Annotated in this window: 14 protein-coding genes; 10 read left to right on the top strand and 4 right to left on the bottom strand. The window is 40.6% G+C overall.

Annotation, left to right across the window (positions count from 1 at the left end):
• The first annotated feature begins 245 nt into the window (after nt 1-245).
• Together B2906_RS07920 and B2906_RS07915 are read left to right on the top strand one after the other, a co-directional pair.
• The gene (locus B2906_RS07920; protein WP_286937260.1) at nt 246-1,832 is read left to right on the top strand and encodes an amidohydrolase family protein; all 1,587 of its coding nucleotides are present in this window, start codon (nt 246-248) and stop codon (nt 1,830-1,832) included.
• Nucleotides 1,833-1,925: 93 nt separating this feature from the next.
• A complete protein-coding gene (locus B2906_RS07915) occupies nt 1,926-2,726 on the top strand; it encodes an alpha/beta fold hydrolase (protein ID WP_286937258.1) in 801 nt (266 codons plus the stop codon).
• A gap of 22 nt (nt 2,727-2,748) precedes the next feature.
• Here the strand turns inward: B2906_RS07915 and B2906_RS07910 are convergent, their stop codons facing one another.
• Together B2906_RS07910 and B2906_RS07905 are read right to left on the bottom strand one after the other, a co-directional pair.
• Nucleotides 2,749-3,615: a glycoside hydrolase family 16 protein gene (locus tag B2906_RS07910; protein ID WP_219956881.1), complete on the bottom strand. Its 867-nt coding sequence runs from the start codon at nt 3,613-3,615 to the stop codon at nt 2,749-2,751.
• 66 nt (nt 3,616-3,681) lie between these two features.
• Nucleotides 3,682-5,085, bottom strand: coding sequence for a hypothetical protein (locus tag B2906_RS07905; protein ID WP_139217465.1), 1,404 nt, complete (start codon nt 5,083-5,085; stop codon nt 3,682-3,684).
• Between the two features lie 193 nt (nt 5,086-5,278).
• Here B2906_RS07905 and B2906_RS07900 point away from each other — a divergent pair, with 193 nt between their 5' ends.
• The 5 genes from B2906_RS07900 to B2906_RS07880 all read left to right on the top strand — a co-directional run bounded on the left by B2906_RS07900 (nt 5,279) and on the right by B2906_RS07880 (nt 11,103).
• Nucleotides 5,279-8,197: a ligand-binding sensor domain-containing protein gene (locus B2906_RS07900; RefSeq protein ID WP_286937244.1), complete on the top strand. Its 2,919-nt coding sequence runs from the start codon at nt 5,279-5,281 to the stop codon at nt 8,195-8,197.
• Between the two features lie 103 nt (nt 8,198-8,300).
• The gene (locus B2906_RS07895; RefSeq protein WP_091652965.1) at nt 8,301-8,753 is read left to right on the top strand and encodes a MarR family winged helix-turn-helix transcriptional regulator; all 453 of its coding nucleotides are present in this window, start codon (nt 8,301-8,303) and stop codon (nt 8,751-8,753) included.
• Nucleotides 8,754-8,826: 73 nt separating this feature from the next.
• Nucleotides 8,827-9,375, top strand: a complete 549-nt coding sequence (locus tag B2906_RS07890; RefSeq protein WP_219956879.1) for a YceI family protein — start codon at nt 8,827-8,829, stop codon at nt 9,373-9,375.
• 173 nt (nt 9,376-9,548) lie between these two features.
• Nucleotides 9,549-10,499 (top strand): ring-cleaving dioxygenase, encoded by a 951-nt coding sequence (locus tag B2906_RS07885; RefSeq protein WP_219956878.1) that lies wholly within the window; start codon nt 9,549-9,551, stop codon nt 10,497-10,499.
• Entirely contained in the window at nt 10,492-11,103 is a 612-nt protein-coding gene (locus B2906_RS07880) for an alpha/beta hydrolase (protein WP_286937238.1), read from the top strand. The genes B2906_RS07885 and B2906_RS07880 overlap by 8 nt, the downstream gene beginning before the upstream one ends.
• 561 nt (nt 11,104-11,664) lie before the next feature.
• On the opposite strand, the gene B2906_RS07875 is transcribed toward B2906_RS07880, so the two are convergent.
• Together B2906_RS07875 and B2906_RS07870 are read right to left on the bottom strand one after the other, a co-directional pair.
• Nucleotides 11,665-14,697 carry an AAA family ATPase gene (locus B2906_RS07875; RefSeq protein WP_286937229.1) on the bottom strand — a complete coding sequence of 1,011 codons (3,033 nt, stop codon included), beginning with the start codon at nt 14,695-14,697 and terminating at the stop codon, nt 11,665-11,667.
• The gene (locus B2906_RS07870; RefSeq protein ID WP_286937227.1) at nt 14,694-15,929 is read right to left on the bottom strand and encodes a metallophosphoesterase family protein; all 1,236 of its coding nucleotides are present in this window, start codon (nt 15,927-15,929) and stop codon (nt 14,694-14,696) included. Before B2906_RS07870 ends, B2906_RS07875 begins: the two co-directional genes overlap by 4 nt.
• Nucleotides 15,930-16,119: 190 nt before the next feature.
• On the opposite strand from B2906_RS07870, the gene B2906_RS07865 reads away from it, so the two are divergent.
• The 3 genes from B2906_RS07865 (at nt 16,120) to B2906_RS07855 (ending at nt 21,002) form a co-directional block, all read left to right on the top strand.
• The gene (locus B2906_RS07865; protein WP_091652983.1) at nt 16,120-16,626 is read left to right on the top strand and encodes a septal ring lytic transglycosylase RlpA family protein; all 507 of its coding nucleotides are present in this window, start codon (nt 16,120-16,122) and stop codon (nt 16,624-16,626) included.
• Between the two features lie 257 nt (nt 16,627-16,883).
• Nucleotides 16,884-17,954, top strand: coding sequence for an efflux RND transporter periplasmic adaptor subunit (locus B2906_RS07860; protein WP_286937225.1), 1,071 nt, complete (start codon nt 16,884-16,886; stop codon nt 17,952-17,954).
• 3 nt (nt 17,955-17,957) lie between these two features.
• Nucleotides 17,958-21,002 carry an efflux RND transporter permease subunit gene (locus B2906_RS07855; RefSeq protein WP_286937220.1) on the top strand — a complete coding sequence of 1,015 codons (3,045 nt, stop codon included), beginning with the start codon at nt 17,958-17,960 and terminating at the stop codon, nt 21,000-21,002.
• Nucleotide 21,003: the final 1 nt, after the last annotated feature.

Below are 21,003 nucleotides of genomic sequence, written 5' to 3'. Positions count from 1 at the left end.
GAAAATCTTCTTGCTTAAACCTTAGAATACTGGCAGGCTAAGCTTCCAGATTCTGATCCTTCTACCGGATAATAAGCCGTATTTTTGTCAATACTGGTAAGAAAGCGGATATCCAAATAATTCTTTAAGGAATATTTATAAAGGCTCTGTTCATTCAGGGCCTTTTTCATTTCTGCTTATCCCAAATCCATTTTATGATTTGGCTTTTTACCTTATCTTATTGCACCTTATCAAGCACCAACCGTATGTTAAAGAAAATTTTATTAGCTGTAATCTGCTTGACTGCAACGATTCAGCTGTCAGCACAAATTCAACCTGCCCCGGATAGGGGAGAAGGAGATGGTCCATATGACAAGTTAATTTTAAGAGGAGTCGTTTTAATCGATGGCACAGGAGCGCCACCTACGGGTCCAGTGGATATTGTAATTGAAAAAAATATCATTACCCGCATCCAGAATGTAGGTTACCCAGGATTACCAATTAATGAGTCTAGAAGGCCTCAAGCTGATGAAAAAACTAAGGTGTTGGATTTGGAAGGACATTACTTGCTTCCAGGATTCATTGATATGCATGCGCATATTGGAGGTACCGGACAAGGCACACCAGCAGAGTATGTTTATAAATTATGGATGGCTCACGGCGTCACTACTGTTCGTGACCCTTCTGCCGGTAATGGATTAGACTGGGTACTAAGTCAGAAAAACAGGTCTGCGAAAAACCAGATTACTGCGCCTAGGATTTTAGCATATACAGCTTTTGGTCAGGGTTCTGAAAGTCCTATTACTACAGCGGATCAAGCCAAAGCTTGGGTGAATCAAAATAAAGCGAAAGGTGCGGATGGGATCAAATTTTTCGGAGCAAAGCCGGAAGTCATGGAGGCTGCAATTTCTGAGAATAAGAGAATTGGTTTACGATCAGCAATGCATCATCAACAACTGGATGTCGCCAGATGGAATGTTTTGAATTCCGCCAGAGCAGGATTGACCTCCATGGAGCATTGGTATGGGTTACCGGAGGCTTTGTTTCAGGATAGAACTATCCAGGATTTTAGACTGGATTACAATTATCAGAATGAGCAGCATCGGTTTGCTGAGGCAGGCAAGCTTTGGAAGCAAGCAGCACCTCCATATTCCGAGCATTGGAATAATGTCATGAATGAATTATTGGAACTGGACTTTACACTAGATCCTACCTTCAATATTTATGAAGCTAATAGAGACCTGATGAGGGCTCGGACTGCCGAATGGCATGAAGTCTATACTTTGCCTTCATTATGGCGATTCTACGCCCCTAGCAGGCAGTCTCACGGCTCTTATTGGTTTGATTGGACCACAGAGGAAGAGTTGCAATGGAAAGAAAATTACCGCCTCTGGATGACTTTTGTCAATGAGTATAAAAACAGAGGAGGAAGAGTGACCACTGGCTCTGATTCAGGTTTTATTTACCAGTTATATGGCTTCGCTTATATCAGAGAAATGGAGCTCCTCAGGGAAGCAGGTTTCCATCCATTGGAAGTTATTCGATCGGCCACTATGTATGGAGCAGAGGCTTTGGGGCTTGAAAAGACGCTTGGCACTGTGGAAGTAGGAAAATTAGCAGATATGGTGATCGTGGAGGAAAATCCATTACAAAATCTGAAAGTACTCTATGGAACGGGAGCTATCAGGATTGATGAAAATAATAAACCAATTCGGGTAGGTGGCGTAAAATACACCATCAAGGATGGGATTGTCTACGATGCTAAGCAACTTCTTGCTGATGTGAAGAAAATGGTGGAAGAAGCCAAAGAGAAAGAAAATACTTCGCTAAAGCAGCCAGGCTTGGACTGGTAATAGGTAAATAAGCAAATGGGAATAGGATTTAGAGACTTTTTCTATTCTCATTTTTTTATTTTTCTAAAGTTTATTCCTTAAAAGCAATTAGCTATGCCTACAATTACGGTAAATGGAGTAAGGCTCTTTTATGAGGAAAAAGGTAGTGGAAAGGAAACCCTGGTTTTCTCTCATGGTCTACTTTGGAGCCATCATATGTTTAGGGAGCAAATCGCTCATTTTTCGAAAAGATATCGGGTGATTGCTTATGATCATAGAGGTCAAGGACAAAGTGAGGCTAAGGCTCCATACGATATGGAGACTGTTGCGGAGGATGCGGCTGAATTGATTCAAAATCTAGGTTATGGACCAGTTCACTTTGTTGGATTATCCATGGGAGGTTTTGTAGGTATGAGACTTGCTTCCCGTCATCCTCAATTAATAAAAAGCTTAATATTATTGGAAACCTCTGCAAATGCAGAACCAGTTGAAAACCTCCCAAAGTATAAAACCCTAAATGGAATAGTGAAATGGCTGGGAGTAATCCCGCCCGTAGCCAATAAGGTAATGCCAATCATGTTTGCGGGATCTTGGCTGGCCAAAGAAAGTAATCAGGCCGAAGTTAAGTATTGGAAAAAGCAATTGATGGCTAATAAAAAAGCTATCACAGGACCTGTTGAAGGTGTGATCTATAGAAAAGGAGTGGAGTCTGAGCTTGCTGATATCAAATGCTCTACCATGATCATAGTTGGCGATGAAGACGTCGCCACTAAACCGGAAAAAGCGAAATTTATCCAAATGGGAATTGAAAAGGCTGAACTACATATGATTACTGGGGCAGGGCATAGTAGCTGTATCGAAAAACCAGAAGAAGTCAATAGGTTAATTGAAGAGTGGCTCTTGGAAAGGAAATAAAAAAAGCCCCGAAGGGCTTTTTTTATTGTTTTTGAAATACTCTTACGTAATCTACAATCATATGCTGAGGAAAGGTGGTCGTGGCATTGGGAGACCCAGGCCAATTTCCGCCCACAGCGACATTCATGATAAAGAAAAAGCTTCTTCTAAACTCATCTAATTCGGCTGGAGTCGTATCGATTACGTGATACTGTTGATTGTCTAAAAACCATTTGATGGAAGTAGCATCCCATTCGATAGAATAAACATGGAACTCGTCTGCCAATGTGCCATTGCTTTTGGTTTTTTTGCCACTGAATTCAGCATGAGAGCCATTATTTGACCAGTGAACTGTCCCATGAACAGTATTTTCACGGCCTTGCCCACCTACCATCTCCATGATGTCTATCTCTCCACAAGCTGGCCAACCCTCAGTTTGAAAGTTTGAACCAAGCATCCAGACGGCAGGCCACAATCCTTGTCCTCTTGGCATAACTGCCCGAACGTCTATCCTACCATATCTAAATTGCTTCTTATTCATAGAAACAATTCTAGAAGAGGTGTATTTCCTGCTCCCAAAATCTTCCTCTTTAGCGGTAATGATCAAATGTCCGTCCTGAAAACTGGTATTTTGAGATCTGTAGTATTGGAGCTCATTGTTTCCCCAACCATTCTGTCCGGTACCTGTTTCATGAGACCAATTTGCCGCGTCCAAAGAACTTCCATTGAAATCATCTTCCCAGACCAAAGTCATTCCTGTATAGGAATTCGGGGAAGTGTACCCAGTAGATGGAATTGGAACTTTAGCTACTCCATTACCCGGATTGGGTCCATCTCCTCCATCAGAAGAACAGGAAATAAATCCTGCTGTTAGCATTAAAATGCAAAAAAAATGAATTGTCTTTTTCATCCTCACCCTTTTTAAATAAGAAATGTCTGCTGCATTTACGTAGCAGCAGACATTCTCAATTTATAATTATTCAGATACTAATCTGAATGTCCACCAAGCACCGCCTCCAACTTCAATGTGAAGAGTCATTTTCTTCTTACCACCTTCTTCAGTAAGGCTTGCTACCTTATAAGTGATTTCATCAGGTACACCTACTGAAGGTAATTCCGCTCCATTGACAACTTTCGCAAGTGCAACGTGACCACCCTTACCAATGATTTTTAGGTTGCCGCCAGCAAACTCATAGGTGTATGAGCCTTTTCCATCATGAGGAGCTATTGGTGCTCCACAAGCATCAGCAGCTACTCCTTGCCAAGCTTCCAACCAAGTTTGAGAGCCCATATCCATAGTGAATGTTCCGTCAGCATTGAAAGTGTAAACATCATCGAAGAAACATGCTCTCGCTGTTACATCACCGGCTCCATTAGCCCAATAATCTGATGCGCCTTCAGAGGATCCTACAGCCAATGCGCCAGCTACTGGTTCCATTTTCCAGTTTCCAACAACAGAATTAGCAGTTGCGGGAGTTCCGGAGATTAATCTGAAATCCCACCAAACTCCACTGCCGGCCTCGATTCTCAAGGTCATTCTTCTGATTCCATTGCTTTCTGTTTGTTCAACGATTGTATATGCAATTTCATCTGCGATAGCAACACCATTAGAGATTTCACCTGCATTATTCACTTTGGAAAGACCAACATGTGCTCCTTTACCTACTAGTGTAAGGGCAGTAGAGGTGTAGGTGTAAGAGTAAGTTCCTTTTCCATCGAATGGTGCTTTTGGCGCGCCGCATCCATCATTGGCAACTCCTTGCCATTGCTCTAACCAAGTTTGAGCTCCCATATCGATTTCAAATGAGCCGTCAGCATTGAAAGTGTAGACGTCATCGAAGAAACATGCTCTTGCTGTTACTTCACCTGCTCCACTAGTCCACCACTGACCATCGCCAGGAGCTGGACCAACTTTCATGGCTCCAGCTACTGGTTCCATTGTCCAAGCGCCTGTGATATCAAAGGCTGGCTTTAAGGAAGCAACTGTAAATGATCTATTAGCGGCCGTGGAATTTCCGTTTGTATCGGTAACCACTGCATCAAAGTTGTAATCGCCAGCAGGGAAACCACCGGAAATCACTAAATCGATAACTTGATTATCACCTGTTAAAGCTTCTGTTCCGGATGCTACTGTAGCCCCGCCGCTAGTAATTGTATAAGTAAGGTCTCTTAATGCACTAATTGTGCTCCCCTCAACACCGTCAGAAACCGTGATTTTAATTTTGAAATCCTGTCCTTCTGTCGTACCGCTAGTAATGCTACCTAGTGTTATGGTAGGTGGAGTGTCGATCACATCCACATCCGCAAAGCCATTGTCGCATGATGAAATAGCCATCACGGACAATAGAATCAATGTTAAATTGAGTAATACTTTTTTCATGGGTCTATTTTTTTGACCTAATGTCTATTTTTTGCTTTGTGAATGCAAAAAAAGGAATGCTACAACATTTCATCTGTGAGAATTTTTCAATACATCAAAAATTCATCAAATTTTAAAAAATCTTGCTATTTGACTTTAATTTAAGGATTTTGGCTGAAATTTATTTTCGCAATCTACCCAAAATGCCTTCTCAATGTCTTTTTCCTTTCAAAATAGAGTTAAGCAAGTCGGTTTATATTGCTTGCTGAGCCTTATTGCCTTGCTTTTTACGGATAATCACCTTTTTGGACAGGAAAATAATTCTTTCAAGGGCCTTCCTTTTATTTCAAATTACGGGCCAGAAACCTATAAAGCTGGTATCCAAAATTGGGATATCATTCAAGATGATAAAGGACTGATTTATGTAGCCAATAATATGGGTTTACTTGTCTTTGATGGAAGGGCTTGGACTCGTTATGGATTAAATAATACCAAGGTAAGGTCTGCCCATTTCGGAAAAGATGGGAAAATTTATGTAGGAAGCCAGGCTGATTTTGGTTTCATAACACCAGATCAAAGGGGGCAGTTGCTATATACTTCTCTGGCAGATAGTTTGCCGGATGAAGTTCGAGACTTTGATGAAACTTGGAAGGTTTATGAAATAGAAGATAAAATATACTTCTGTACGTTTAAGCGGATCTATGTTTATGATGGAAATTCAATTGATATTATTCAACCTGATAGCAGGTTGGAAATATCTTTTCAGGTAGATAACCTGCTCTATACTTTTCAAATGGAAAGTGGCTTATCTGTTTTGAAAGGGACTCAATTCGAATTGGTGAGAAATGGGGATTTTTTTAAAGAAAAGCGAATTGCCAATGTCCTGAATTATGAAAAGGGTAGCTTATTAATTGCAACAGTAGAATATGGTGCTTTTTTATATAATAATGGATCAATCAATCCATTTCAATTTAAAGGTGATTTTTGGAGAAATGATTACCTGATCAATTATAGCACCCGCCTGAGAAATGGGAATATCGCTATTGGAACTCAGAACGCAGGTTTGTTTATCGTTGAAAAAAATGGAGAACTGGTTCTTCATTTAGATAAGGAGTCAGGCCTGATGGATCTGACAATCAATTATATCTACGAGGACATTAACGGTGGGCTTTGGCTGGCAATGAATAATGGAGTAGCAAGGGTAGACTTAAATTCTCCTTTTACTTTCATTGATGATAGAATGGGCCTTTCGGGGTCTGGTTACACTGCTTTGTTACAAGATGATGTAGTTTACCTGGGGACAAATAATGGTCTTTTCAAGTGGGAAAATGGAAAGATAAATTTTGTTGGTGGAACATCGGGGCAAGTTTATACCATTCAGGAGCTAAACGGGAAAGTGTTAGTGGGACATCATAACGGTACTTTTATCGTAGAGGGAGGGAAAGCCAGAAAGGTCTTTGACGAAAATGGGGCTTGGACTTTTAAGTCTCCGCCTGGTCAGCCCAATTTGGTGATCCAGGGAAATTACACCGGCCTTTTCTTGTTTGAATGGAAAAATGGAAGCTTAGAGTTTAAGCAAAAAATTAAGGGATTTAGCGAATCTTCAAGAATCCTTGAGTTTGATGGAGATAAACTTTGGATTGCCCACGGGTATAAAGGTGTATTTAAACTGGAATTCAATGAGAACTTCACCGAGGTAATTTCCAGTAAGAGATACGATAGTAGAAGTGGATTTCCTTCAGATGTATTAATAAATGTGTTCAAGATTTCGAACCAATTGATTTTTACTGCCGACAGAGGATTTTATAGATTTAATGAGACCGAGGATAAATTTGAACCCAGTGTAGAGTATGGAGATGTGTTGACCAAACAGACAACTATGGTCGATATGGAATCTGATGAATTGGGTAACATCTATTATATAGAACAGAATAAACTCGGTGTCTTAAAACTCCAAGCCAACAATAAGTTTGAAAATCACAGTTCTTCCTTCAATAAAATCAGAAGTTATTGGAATGATGATTTAGCTAATGTAATTGTACTGGATAACCACAATATATTGATTGGAGGAAAGCAGGGATTTATTCATTACAGCCCTGAAAAAGATATTCCAAGGACAGTTCAGCCAAAAATATTATTCAAAGAAATTATCAATTCCGGTAAAAAGGACTCCTTGATATTTTCAGGACATGAAAATGACAAGCATCCACTTGAAGCGATTCAGGATCAAAAATTCAAATACAGTCAAAACTCTTTTTCTTTCGAATTTGTATCACCGCATTATGAAAGTGGGAGAGAGGTGCTTTATCAATATAAGCTCGAAAACTACGATGAAAACTGGTCGGCTTGGGGCTACGAAAACAAAAAGGAGTATACCAACCTAAGGGAAGGTACTTATCATTTTGTAGTAAGAGCCAAAAATATTTTTGAGGAACCCACGGAAGAAATCAGATTCAGTTTCACGGTAGCTCCTCCATTTTACAGATCCGTTTTGGCCTATCTCTTTTACGCTTTTGGAACAATTTTCCTGCTATATCTGGCATTCAGATGGTTGGATAAAAAGCATAAAGAAGAAACCCAATTATTGGAACAAGAGCAAAATCAAGCCTTGAAAAAGAAGGATTCCGAAATCAAATCCATTACTCAAAGAACGGAGGAAGAGATCGTGAAGCTAAAAAATGAAAAGCTTCAAAATGAAATCGAATATAAAAATCAAGAGCTGACTTCTTCGGCTATGCATCTGATCCAAAAAAACCAGTTGCTGTCTAACATCAAAAACACCTTGAAAAATATTACCAAGGATGAAAAAAGCCGACAACTGAATTCACAACTTCTAAAATTGATCAAGTCAATTGATAAGGATTTGGAGACCGGAGATGAATGGACTCAATTTTCGGAAAACTTTGATCAGGTGCATGGAAACTTTATCACTAGGCTAAAAGATAAATATCCCGACATGACTCCGCAGGAAATTAAGTTTGCTGCCTATATCAGAATGAATCTGAACACCAAAGAGATTGCTAACCTCTTGGGCATCTCTGTGCGAGGGGTAGAAATAGGTAGGTATAGAGTAAGGAAAAAATTGGGGCTGGAAAGGAAGGATAACCTAAGCGATTTTTTACTACGTTTCTAACAACTGAATTTCTACTCATCTTCAGCTCAAAAAAATAATTTTTTTAAATCTTGAAACTTTTTCCTACATTTACATGTATATACATTAAATACAGATGTAAGAAATGGTAAAGATAGAAGAGGCAATACAACAAAAAGAATTCAAGGACCCTTACAATAAGCTGGTGGTAAATTTATTATACACCCACAGTTATTTGGTAACGGCCCAAGCGAGTCTTTTCAAGCCTAAGGATCTTTCACCAGAGCAGTATAATGTACTGAGAATTCTGAGGGGCCAAAATGGAAAGCCTTTAACAGTTTCCTCTATTCAGGATAGGATGTTGAACAAAATGTCCAATGCATCCAGATTAGTAGAAAAATTGAAGAATAAAGGAATGGTGAAGCGGGAAGAGTGTCCGGCAGATCGCAGACAAGTTGATATTGTCATCACGGAAAAAGGCTTATCTGTATTAAATGAGCTTGAAAAGCAAGTGGAGGAATTTAACCAACAAATCGTGAATTTAAACACTCAGGAAGTGAATGAGTTGAATGATTTATTGGATAAGCTGAGAGGCTAAAATTTTTTCCCCAAAAAGATGTCTATACATAAAATGTAAATACAATTCAAATTTAAACTTAAACTACAAAACAATGAGCACAGCTAAATGGACAATTGATCCAACCCATTCCGAAGTATCTTTCAAAGTAAAGCATTTGGTAATTTCTACCGTGACAGGTTATTTCAAGAAGTTTGAAGGATCTGCAGAATCTAATTCCGATGATTTTGACGGAGCTAAAGTAAATTTCTCTGCAGAAATTGACAGTATTGATACCAATCAGTCTGATAGAGATAACCACTTGAAGTCAGCAGACTTTTTCGATGCAGCAAACCATCCTAAACTATCCTTCGAAGGAACCGTTCAGAAAAACGGTGGTGATTACAAATTAGTAGGAGACCTGACCATGAGAGGAACCACTAAAACAGTAGAGCTTGATGTGGACTTTGGTGGAGTTGCAGGTGATCCTTATGGACAGACAAAAGCAGGTTTTGAAATTGAAGGAAAAGTAAACCGCAAAGATTTTGGTTTGACTTGGTCTGCTGTAACTGAAGCTGGAAATGTGGTGGTAAGCGATCAAGTAAGACTTTTATTGAGCGTGCAGCTAGTAAAACAAGCTGTCGCTGAAGGAGCTTCTGCCTAATTGAACATTAAACCAACTATTCAGAGGCTGTCTCAAAAAAGTTTGTCCTGTCTGCCAGAGCGGAGTAGAAGGCTAATCATAGATATTTTAGTCATTTCGACTTCTTGAAAGGCGACATTCAACACTCATGAGACAGCCTCAATTAAAAATTACCCACAATACCCACAAACGCCATGAAACCATTAATCAAAGGAATTCATCATATCACAGCGATTGCCGGGAATCCACAGGCAAACATTGATTTTTACACAGGAATACTGGGATTGAGACTGGTCAAAAAGACCATCAATTTTGATGCTCCTGATGTATACCATTTTTACTTTGGTGATGAATTAGGACAGCCAGGTACTGTATTTACCACCTTCCCATTTGCAGGGGCGAGAAAAGGAACCAAAGGAACTGGTGAGCTCACTTACACTGCATTTTCAATCTCAAGCAATTCTTTAGCTTATTGGAAAGAAAGATTGGGTAAATATGGAATTGCCATTTCCGATACCTTAACCCGTTTTGGTCATGAGCTGATCCGATTCGAAGACCACGACGGAATGGGAATTGAATTGATTGCAAATGATCAGGATGATAGGCCAGGATGGTCTTATGGAGCTATTCCTCAAGAGCATAGTATCAAAGGGTTTTACGGTGCGACCTTATTGCTTCGAGCTAAGGAATTAACTGCTAAACTTTTGACCGAACATATGAATTATCGCTTGATCGGGGAGGAAGGTAATCGCTACAGATACGGAACTGAAGGAAAACCAGGTGATATTGTAGACATAATAGTGGAACCAAATGGCAACCGAGGTATGCAAAGTGCTGGAACCGTTCATCATATTGCATTTAGAACCGAAAATACATCCACTCAATTGGAGATTCAGCAGATTCTGTTGAAGCATGGTTATCAAGTAACCGAGGTGAAAGACCGAAACTATTTTAAATCCATTTATTTCAGAGAGCCGGGTGGGGTGTTATTTGAAATAGCCACTGATGAACCTGGATTTGCTATTGACGAGGAGGAAGCTCACTTGGGAGAATTGTTGAAACTACCAGACTGGGCAGAGCCTTCCAGAGACAGAATTGAAAAGAGCTTGGCTCCGGTATCCTTAAACCCATCTAAATATGACTGATTTGATTCAAGCTGGTAAAGACTTAAAAGAAGCATCCAGTGCGGCCATCCTAATTCATGGCAGAGGCGCAAGTGCTCAAAGTATTATCTCTTTGAAATCCTATTTGAAATTAAAAGATTTTGCACTTCTGGCTCCACAAGCTGAGGGCAATACTTGGTACCCTTATAGCTTTATGGCTCCTGATGAAAGCAATCAGCAGTCCTTGAAAAAATCCTTGGGGAAAATTCAGAAAGCTTTCGATCAAATTGTGAAAAAAGGAATTCCCACGGAAAGAATATACCTAATTGGGTTTTCCCAAGGAGCTTGTCTGAGTCTGGAGTTTGCTGCGTTAAATGCCCAAAAGTTGGGTGGTGTGGTCGCTTTTACAGGAGGTTTGATTGGAGAAAAATTACAACCTGAAAAATATAAAGGGAATTTTGATGGAACTCCTGTTTTTATAGGAAGTAGTAACCGCGATTTTCATGTCCCTTTAACTCGAATTGAGGAATCTGCACAACTATTGGAAAAAATGGGGGCGAGCGTGAAAACATTGATTTTCGATGATCCTGAGCATACGATTCGGGAAGAAGAATTGGAGTGGGTGAATGAACATCTACTCTCCTAAAACTAGATTTACTTGGTTTTCTTAATTCAAAAAGTCTTAAAGTTATGCTTTGAGACTTTTTTGTTTTTCTGCGGTAGCGTACTGCAAATTCTAACTTAAGTCTGAAGTAAGAAATCTGAAAATAGCTTATCAATACTATGTTTTTTATGTGTCTATGCGGTAAAATAAGCTCGCAGAGACGCAGCGACGCAGCGTTTATTTCTCCCGCAAAGGATAGAAGAAGCAAAGAAGTTTTTGCAAAACATTTCAAATCGCACCGCTGGTGCTCTGGGTTCTCTGTTCAAATTTATTGCTACTATCAAAACGCGCCTCTGGCGCTTCAAATAGTTAGATTTTTCAAGCCTCAGAGAGGCGCTCTGATTGTAGTTAGTGGATTAATTGAGTATCAGAGCTTCGGAGAAGCGATTTGATCTTTTAAAGCGAAATTAAAATTCCAAAATCTCATTCCTCTCTGACCTCTGTGGTGGAAAAAGCTAAGCTGTAGTTTTCCGAAAACACTTTCAATGCTGCTCGTAAATCGTACCTCGTAAATCAAAAATCATTAATGAGCCAAAATCAGATCTAAAACGAATAACTAACCTGGGAACCTTTTTCGGGATCGAGCACTATTTGGGCAAATGCCCCGATTTCCTGCTGCAATTCTTCCACATGGCTGATGATGCCGACAATTCTATTTTCATGTCTTAGAGACTTCAGCGTTTCAAACACTACCCGAAGGGAAGTTATATCCAATGCTCCAAAGCCCTCATCCAAGAAAAAGAAGCTTTGATCTGCTTGATTCAAAGCCTTCACTTTCTCTGCCAAAGCCAAAGCTAGACACAAGGAAGCCTGAAAAGTCTGTCCACCGGAAAGAGTTTTGAGTAAACGCCTTTTCCCTCCATTGAGATAATCTACCACCCAGAAGGTATTGTTTTCGTCAATCTCCAAACTCAAACTGTTTTTGCTGAGCTTCATAAATCGCTGATTGGCAGTATGACACAACTCCTTCAGATAGATTGAACTCACATATTTCACAAACCCACTTCCTTTGAATAATCCTTCCAGTTCTTTCAAGTATGCGGCTCTTTTTTCCAGCTTCGCATGCTCCAACTCCAGCTTCTTCTTCTCCTGGATTTTCACAGAGATGGTTTTTATCTCTTCCCTGAGCAAAGTCAAGGTTTGCTGAATTTCTTCCTCTTCAGATTTTTTTAGCTGTAACTCCGCATTTAATTGGAGGAATTCTTCCTCTTTAAAGTTCTTCAACTCTTTGATTTGCTCCAGTTCCAGAATTCTGGATTCGACCAAAGCCATTTGCTGATCAAACTGCTGAATCTGCTTTGCCACTTTCTCAGCATCCAGTGAATGCTCATAGAGTCGAATTAATTCTTCTTCATTTTCAAAGCCATGCTGTTTTTTGGCTTCCTTATACTCCGTTTCTAATTTTTCAATTTTTGAAAGACTGGCCTTCCATAGATTTTGAAAATTGAGAAAATCAGCCTCATTTTTTGCCTGCTTTTCTCGTACTTCCTGTATCCGCTTCTGCTTTCCCTCGTATTCCAATGCTGCATTTTCAATATCTCTTTCTACTTTGGCAATCATCTGCCGGATATCAGTTTCTTCCTTTTCGAAAAAGGGTTTGCAAAAGGTTGGGTCTTTGATTTCCTCTTTTTTAGTCAAAATACTAGCCTGCAAGCCCTCATGTTTGATTTGGGCTTGTTGAAATTCCTGTTGGGCCTTTTCCAGCTTAGCTCTGTTATCCTGCCATTTTTTTCTGGATTCTTGCAGGTGTATCAAAAGCTTTTCTCTGGCTTGATTACTGGCCGCCAATCCTTCAATTCGACTTTTCAACTCAGAAATAGTCTGAATAGCATGTTTTTCCAAGCTACTTTTTAAAGTCTCCAGTTTTTGACGAACCTGTGCAATTTCACTGGATCTCACTTTAATATTATTTTGGTGATTTTCCAGATGCAATTGCTCCTCTTTTCTTTGCTGTATGATCAAGAGTATTTTCTCCGATTCTTCCTTGGCGGATTTTAACTCTTGCTCTTTTTCTCGAAGCTGCAATTCCTGCTTTTCACTTTCCAAAGGATTGGGATGCTCTTTGGATCCACACAAAGGACAGGGCTGCCCATCTTGCAAAAGATGTGCGTGAGCATTTAAACCTAGGTTTTTCATCAATTGCTCCCTGGAATCTTCTATTTGCCGGATGGTTTTCCTTTGATTATCCAACCAGGCTTCAGGAGTGGGGAAGTTTGCTGGAATTTTATGCTGGAGGTCTTCCAATTTCCGAAGGACTTGTTTCTCCTCTTTCTGAAAATTGGTGAGAATTTCAGTCAAGGTGGCTTCTTGCTCCTCCAAATCTTTCCAGCTTTGAAGTGAGGTTTTTAACTCTGAAAGTAAGTTGGTGTCAGGATTTGTATGTTGGGCGGCTTGAGCTTCTAATTCTTCCTGGTTTTTTTCCAGAGCAGATTGCTCACTTTTCAAAGACTGAATACTGGGTTCCAAACTTTGAATTTTCTGTTTTGCATCTGCCAAATTTTGATGAAGACTTTTCAGCTCAATCACTTTTTTCAAATCCCGTACTTTACTCTCTCTTTCTGGCCTTTGCTGATTTTTTACTTTTAATTCCTGCTCTTCTTGAATGAGTTGGTCTATCGTTTCTTTGAAAGTTTTCTTAAAACCCTCGCTTTCATTCATACTGACCTGAAATTTCTCAGAATCAGCTTTGGTTTCTTTGAGTTGGTTCCAAATCGGTCTCAAGTATGTTTTAGCAAGGATAAATTCCTTGTGAAGCTGTCTCTTTTCTTCAATTTCAGGTTTTTGCTGGATCAATTCCTGCTTCCGTTCTCCAAACTTTTTCCATTCACTGAATTTTTCCTGCAACTTTTCCCGCTCTTTTACCTGCTTTGATAAAAAATCTACCTGAGCAGAAGCTTCTTTCAGTTGAGTTTGTATCTGCTGTAATTGGCTGTTTTTTTCTTCCAGCAGTTCCTCCTGAAAGCCTTCTAGGTTTTGTAGTTGAGTATCAATCCGGATTTTTTCATCTTTCACTTTTCTGAAAAGGACGGCAGTTTTCCCGGATAGGTCAAACCGCTCCAATCCGAAGAGTTCTTTCATCATTTCGGCTCGTGGGCCTGGAGTCAGGTCAATAAACTCCCGGAATTTTCCCTGTGGAATAATGACGGTCTGCTTAAAATGCTCCTTTTTCATCCCAACGAGTCTCTCGGGTTCAGATTCTATCGGAATCCACTCTCCCTGAATTCTTTCATAAAAAGTATGCTCTGCGGGATCTACTTTTTCAGGATCTTTGCTGTTCCTTTTGGCTGCATATCGGGCAAGAAAGGTTTGCTGATTATTTTTCCCTCCGAGAAATTCAAAGTTGATTACTAACTGATTGCTTTGAAGGTTGAGCATTGAGCCTTTCTCCCCTCTGTCAGACAATCGCTCTGTGCTACCATAAAGGGCTAATAAAATACCCTCCAGAATGGAAGATTTGCCACTGCCTACTGCTCCAAAAATACCGAATAATCCAGCCCCGGTAAGCTGATTGAAATGGACAGTTTGTGGCTCCTTGTAAGAATATAGACCTTGGATTTCTAGTTTTACCGGAATCATGAATTTTCTTCTGTTGAGATGATTTCTTTAAAAATTTCCATGAGCTCTTCATTGGCTTCCAGTCCCTTGCTGTTTTGATAATATAGTTGAAATAAGGCCAACATATCTTTTTCTAAGTCCTCCGCCTTGAGACTGAGATCTTCTTGTGCTCTTGGGTTCTTGATTTGGGGAATCAGATTGACTATTCCGTCATGTGCTTTCAAAAGTGCTTTTCGGGTGCTGGCATCGATGGATTGTTCGGTTACGTAGGTTAGCTCCACAAAGCAATAAGGGTGCTTTTCCAGCCAGAGTAAGGCTTCTTGCAATTGTTCAAACTTGACCCGATAAAGTGGGCGGCCTTTTTTCAATTCAATGGGGGTGTAGCTAACCGGTTTGCCGGCTTCCGCCTCAATAATTACCACCTTTTTTTCCTGATCTGCTTCTGAAAAAGAGTAGGCTAATGGAGAACTAGCATAGACCACAGGACAAGGCTTTTGGTTCACTGCATGATAGCGGTGCAAATGCCCTAAAGCGGCATATTGCATTTGGGGAGGTATTTGTTGGGTGAATAACGCCTGCGCGCCCCCTACGTGCAAAATGGGACGCTCTGATTCGGGCTCAGCATTGGTAGGAATAGGCTGACCTTCTTGGATGAAAAAGAAGTGACCCATGAATAAGTTAATCCCTTGATCATCACAGTATCGATCTGCAAGATTGCTCCATTTTTCGCTTAGGATAGTTCTGAACTCCTTCTCTCTATCGCCTTCACCCAAGTAGGTTTTGAGGCTGAGTTCAGTTGCATATGGAGCCAAAATCAATCTGATTGGGATGGAATGACCTGGTATGGAAAATTCCACAAAGCCAGATTCAGAATGTATAATTTCTAGTCCAGATTCGATTTTTCCTTTTGGAATGACTGAATCAAAGCGGCTGTAAAAAAATACACCCATTTCCCGGGCAAGCGGGTCAGGAGCTTCTATAAATTGATTGCTGTCATGATTTCCGGATATGGCAAAAATGGGCCTATGGCCATTGTTGGAAAGTTTGCGGAGACTTTTGTACAGCAATTCTACCGCCTCATGAGATGGATTAAAGGAGTCGAAAATATCTCCGGCAAGCAAAACCAAATCAACTTTTTCCTGATCAGCGATTTGGATGATTTCATCCAATACCAATTTCTGTTCTTCTATCCGGGTGTATTCTTGTAGTCGTTTTCCTAAGTGCCAATCAGCGGTATGGAGTATTTTTAGCATTTTTCTGAGTTTCCGGGTTGCTTGACAGAAGAGTGATATAAAAGTAGGGCTAGAGAATCCTATCTTATTTTCTCCTGAAAAAGAATAATTACTAATATAGCCCAAGGGAAGTCTTAGTCCAAGTTGGGAAATCTAATTGACAATAATTGGCACTTTTGTTGAATATGCAGGCGAATTGATAAATTTGGATATGCGCTATTGGGTGGTTTTACTTTTAAGCATAGGGCTAAGCTATTCTGCTTGGGCTCAGTCACCGGATCCGGTAAGAATTCAGACGGGTTGGGCGAGTTTTTATGGCAAGAAGTTTCACTTGCGCAAAACTGCCAATGGAGAGATTTTCCATATGGATAGTTTGACTGCAGCCCATAAATACTTGCCATTTGGTACTTGGGTAAAAGTAACCCGTGTAGATACCAGGGACAGCGTATGGGTTCGGATCAATGACCGTCTTCCCAAGACCTCCAGGAGGATTATCGATTTATCCCGAAGTGCAGCTACTAAGCTGAATATGCGGGATGATGGAATAGCCGAAGTAACGGTGCAGGTATCTTCCATCGAAGAAATGAATCGTTTATTTCATCACTTTGACGGAGATGCTCCCGGGACTTTGCGATTGAGGTGGTATGAGGAAGCCATCCATGTACCGGAGCGGACCATAGACTGGATCTGGAACCTGGTGGGTAAGTGGTTGAAATGATATTTTAAAGATATAGGTCTTCTAGTTAAATGTGCTCAGGCTATTGATTTAACAATTTTATTTTTTGTGCCCAAAGCTCATTCATCACTTCTCAAGATCAAAATTTGAATTTGGCCTTCACTCAAATCTTGAGAATTTTCCAAAAATGATTCTGGTATTTTCAAAAGATTTTTTTTGCTTTTTTTAACAGTGTGCAATCTGATTTTTTTGGTCAATGAGGGATAAATTAGTTACTTAGGACTTTAACGATTATCTCGATGAGCAACTACCGTATTATTCTTTTTGCATTTTTTGCAAGTATTCTTTTTTCCTGCAAAGAGGAAGCCGAAAAACAGGAAGAAATTCCCTCCGAATCATTTAGAAATGAAGTAGCAGCTACCGAAGTAAAGGTGGCCAAAGCTGAAAATAAAAGCTTTGACTACTTGATCAATGCTACCGGAAAATTAGAGGCTTCTGCCCAAGTTAAGGCTTTGATTGAGCAGCCGGGTTATCTGATCGAGCTTCCCATCCGGGAAGGTCAGTCCGTTACCAAAGGGCAAGTCATAGCAAAACTAGACCCAACCGAAGCCCAAATCCGCTTGGAAAAAGCCAAAATTGCCCTCCGAAATGCTCAGGCCTCCTATCAAAATGACAAATTGGGTTTTCAGAAAGATTTTGAATTCGGAGATGCTGAGAGGAAAGCGTATTTAGAAGAACAGTTGAAAGCCAAAAACGGGGTTTTCCTGGCTGAAATTGAGCTGAAAGAGGCCCAGTTGAATTTGGAACGCTGTCAGGTAAAAGCTCCCATTTCGGGTAAAATTGCAGATTTAAAATTCAAGGAAGGGAGCTTGATTTCCAGCAATGCTGAACTCTGCGAAATTCTAAGCACCAATAGTTTGGAGCTAAAGGTAAAAGTGTTGGAATCAGATATTGCGATGATTTCCCTAAATCAAAAAGCAGAAATTTATCCGATCTCCAATACAAGTACTGCTTTAGAGGGCCGGGTAACAGGCATCAATCCCAAAGTAGATGAAAATGGCTTGGTTCAGGTCGCTATTCGCTTGACATCTTCTCAAAACCTCCTACCAGGGATGAATGCTAGAGCCATCATCCGTGCTCCTCAGTCCAATTCACTAGTGGTGCCAAAAGATGCGGTAGTTTATCGCTCGGGAAGGGCTGTTGTATTTACCATAGAAAATAATGAGTCCAAGTGGAACTATGTGGAAGTCGGTAAGGATAATGGGCAGGAAATAGAGATTTTGGATGGGATTAAACCCGGTAGTACTGTCATCACCACCAACAATTTGCAGCTTGCACATCAGGCACCTGTCCAAATCTTAAGCGAATAAGTTATGGTTAGATTTTTACTCGCCCGGCCTATTGCCGTATTTATGACTTTTCTGGCTTTGATGGTTTTTTCCTTCATAGTCTTTCGCACGCTTCCGATTTCTTTACTCCCCCCGATTGACGTTCCTCAGATTGTAGTCAAGGTCAATTATCCCAATGCTTCCCCTGAAGCAATCGAACAAAATGTACTCAGTACAATTCGGGAAGGCTTGATCACACTCAATGGCTTGGAAGAAATGGACTCCAAGGCTGGATCGGAAGTAGGGACTATTCGTTTGACTTTTGATTATTCCACCAAGATGGAATTGGCCTATATTGATGTCAATGAAAAGATTGATAGAATAACCAATGCACTTCCCGAAGGATTGGCAAGACCTGAAGTGATTCGGATCAATACTTCTGATATTCCAGTGGCTAGAGTACAAGTAGTGCCTAAAGAAGGAGTGGATGAGATCGAGGTGAGTCTTCTGGCAGAGAACGTGCTCAAAAAAAGAATTGAACAACTGCCAGGTGTATCTCTGGTAGATATAAATGGCAAAAAGGAGCGAATAATTACCGTGGAACCCAAAGAAGAGGCACTTCGGGCTTTGGGAATGACTCAACAAAATATCATTTCAGCCATACAATCCGGGAATTCTGAATTGCCCGGGATTTCTGTGAAAGATGGTCAATTCCGGTACTATCTCCGATTGGCCACCAGGGTAGATACTCCCACTGATATAGAAAGCCTGCCGGTAGCCGCAGCATCCGGAGCTATACTTCCCTTGGGAAGATTGGCCACGGTCAATTACCAGTCCAAAGAAATGCTTGGATACCATCTCTTTGGTTCTAAAGAAGCCTTGGTGATTACTGTTCATAAGCAGGCAGCTGCCAAAATGAATGAGTTGATGCCTGAACTGAAATCCGCTTTGGAGCTATTCAAAACTGATTATCCTCAGGTAGATTTTGAGCTGACCCAAGACCAATCCAACCTTTTGAATGCGGCTATCTCCAACTTGCAGACTTCTTTGCTTTTTGGGGGATTGTTTGCTTTTGGGGTGCTATTTCTTTTTATGAAAGATTACAGATTGCCCCTGATCATTGGAGTCAGTTTGCCATCTTCCCTATTGATTTCCTTCTTAGTCTTTTACTTTTTTGATATCTCGATAAATATCATTTCTCTTTCAGGTCTAGCTCTGGGAATAGGGATGTTGATCGATAATGCCATCATTGTATTGGACAATATCACCCGAAAACGGGAGGCAGGATTATCGCTTTTTGAAGCCTGTGTGGCTGGAGTGGATGAGGTCATGAGTGCCCTGGTCTCTTCAGTGCTAACCACGCTCTCTGTATTTGTTCCTTTGGTTTTCCTCAGCGGGATTTCCGGTGCTCTCTTTTTTGATCAAGCAGTAGCAGTTGCGGCAATTTTGTCCGTTTCCCTGGCGGTTGCATTTATCTTATTGCCTATGCTGTATTTTCTCTTTTTCAGCAAAAGCAAAAAGCTAGACGATGGGAGAGAGGGTCCTTTCTTTTCGGCAGTATTACGATTGTATGAAAAAGGGTACAGTGCAGTTTTTGCACATAGGAAAATAGTTTTGGCAGCCTTTGCTCTTTTGATTCCCTTGGGTTTGGGAATTGGTTACTTGCTTGGGACAACAGGACTTCCTGAAATAGAGAAGTTGGATGCTACACTAGAAATTGACTGGAATGAGCCTATTTCGGCCTTAGAAAACAGAAATAGAGTAATTGCTCTGATGAAATCTATGGAAGGCAATTATGAAAAAGCAGAGGCAGACGTGGGAGTAAGGCAATTTTTGCTTTTTGACGGAGAAAATTCTATACAGCAATCCCTGCTTTATTTTCTCTTTTCTTCGGTAGAGGAAAAAAATCAACATTTGCCAAAAATCGATTCTTTTCTTGCAGCCAATTACCCCAGAGCCAATTATACCTTGGGTGATGCTCCCAATGCTTTTGATCAGCTTTTTTCCAGTTCCTTGCCTTACTACGAGGTTCGGTGGAAGGATTTGGCACAAAAGAAACCGGTAGAGGAGAAAAAAGTAGATCCTTGGTTGAGTCAGTTTCCGACATCTGAGTGGGAAAGAGGACCGGGTTTGCAGAAAGAAGCCTCTGTGGTTTTTACCTTAAAAGCGGATCGTTTGGCAACCTATCAGATTCCTGTTGAACAAGTGCAGGAGCAACTTTCCCGTTTATTTGGAAGCTTTACGATTACTGATATCCGCCGCTTTGGAGAAGTTACCCCAATCCGATTAAAAGAATCCCAAGAGAGATTTGAGGATTTACTGAAAACCACCCGTATTAATCGATCAGATTCAAGCTCCTATATTTTGGGAGAATTTGTGGATTACCGCTACGATGATCATTATAAATATGTGACTGCGGACAAAGGTGGAATCTATCAATCGGTTTTGGTCACAGCGGAAGAGCCGCATGCACTCGCCTCAGACTACATCAAGTGGGGAGCTGATAAAAATCTGGGGATTTCCATGGTGGGACAGTTTTTCAAAGACCGAGAGAATATTCGCCAGCTCATCGGGATTTTAGCCATTTCTGTTTTGCTCTTGTATTTCATATTAGCAGCACAATTTGAAAGCTTTATCCAGCCTTTGATTGTGGTATTTACTCTTCCCTTGGGTATTGGAGGGGCATTTTTGGTTTTGCTTTTGGCAGGAGCTTCCCTCAATGTCATGTCAGCGATTGGATTGGTGGTGATGTTAGGGATAATGGTGAATGATGCTATTCTAAAAATAGACACGATTAATCGCCTGCGAAAAGAATATGTGGAAAGCCCGACTGTTTCGGCTGAGGCTGCCTTGGAAATGGCTCTTCATAAAGCTGGACAAATACGTCTCAAGCCCATTTTGATGACTTCCATTACAACGATATTGGCTTTGATTCCAATCATTTTCAGTTCGGGTTTGGGAGCAGACTTGCAAAGGCCTTTGGTGTATTCAGTGATAGGCGGATTGACCATTGGAACCTTGACTGCTTTGTATTTTGTGCCATTGGCCTACTGGTTTTTTGTGTCAAAGAAGAAGTTGAAGGAGGCTTGAT

Source organism: Algoriphagus sp. UBA3586 (assembly GCF_002376385.1).
Taxonomy (GTDB): Bacteria; Bacteroidota; Bacteroidia; order Cytophagales; family Cyclobacteriaceae; genus Algoriphagus; species Algoriphagus ornithinivorans.
This window is presented reverse-complemented; position numbering and strand designations above follow the sequence as displayed.

Excerpts from the sequence above, each read along its gene's own strand:
- B2906_RS07920 (WP_286937260.1), top strand. The coding sequence starts at position 246 with ATGTTAAAGAAAATTTTATTAGCTGTAATCTGCTTGACTGCAACGATT.
- B2906_RS07915 (WP_286937258.1), top strand. The coding sequence starts at position 1,926 with ATGCCTACAATTACGGTAAATGGAGTAAGGCTCTTTTATGAGGAAAAA.
- B2906_RS07910 (WP_219956881.1), bottom strand. The coding sequence starts at position 3,615 with ATGAAAAAGACAATTCATTTTTTTTGCATTTTAATGCTAACAGCAGGA.
- B2906_RS07905 (WP_139217465.1), bottom strand. The coding sequence starts at position 5,085 with ATGAAAAAAGTATTACTCAATTTAACATTGATTCTATTGTCCGTGATG.
- B2906_RS07900 (WP_286937244.1), top strand. The coding sequence starts at position 5,279 with ATGTCTTTTTCCTTTCAAAATAGAGTTAAGCAAGTCGGTTTATATTGC.
- B2906_RS07895 (WP_091652965.1), top strand. The coding sequence starts at position 8,301 with ATGGTAAAGATAGAAGAGGCAATACAACAAAAAGAATTCAAGGACCCT.
- B2906_RS07890 (WP_219956879.1), top strand. The coding sequence starts at position 8,827 with ATGAGCACAGCTAAATGGACAATTGATCCAACCCATTCCGAAGTATCT.
- B2906_RS07885 (WP_219956878.1), top strand. The coding sequence starts at position 9,549 with ATGAAACCATTAATCAAAGGAATTCATCATATCACAGCGATTGCCGGG.
- B2906_RS07880 (WP_286937238.1), top strand. The coding sequence starts at position 10,492 with ATGACTGATTTGATTCAAGCTGGTAAAGACTTAAAAGAAGCATCCAGT.
- B2906_RS07875 (WP_286937229.1), bottom strand. The coding sequence starts at position 14,697 with ATGATTCCGGTAAAACTAGAAATCCAAGGTCTATATTCTTACAAGGAG.
- B2906_RS07870 (WP_286937227.1), bottom strand. The coding sequence starts at position 15,929 with ATGCTAAAAATACTCCATACCGCTGATTGGCACTTAGGAAAACGACTA.
- B2906_RS07865 (WP_091652983.1), top strand. The coding sequence starts at position 16,120 with ATGCGCTATTGGGTGGTTTTACTTTTAAGCATAGGGCTAAGCTATTCT.
- B2906_RS07860 (WP_286937225.1), top strand. The coding sequence starts at position 16,884 with ATGAGCAACTACCGTATTATTCTTTTTGCATTTTTTGCAAGTATTCTT.
- B2906_RS07855 (WP_286937220.1), top strand. The coding sequence starts at position 17,958 with ATGGTTAGATTTTTACTCGCCCGGCCTATTGCCGTATTTATGACTTTT.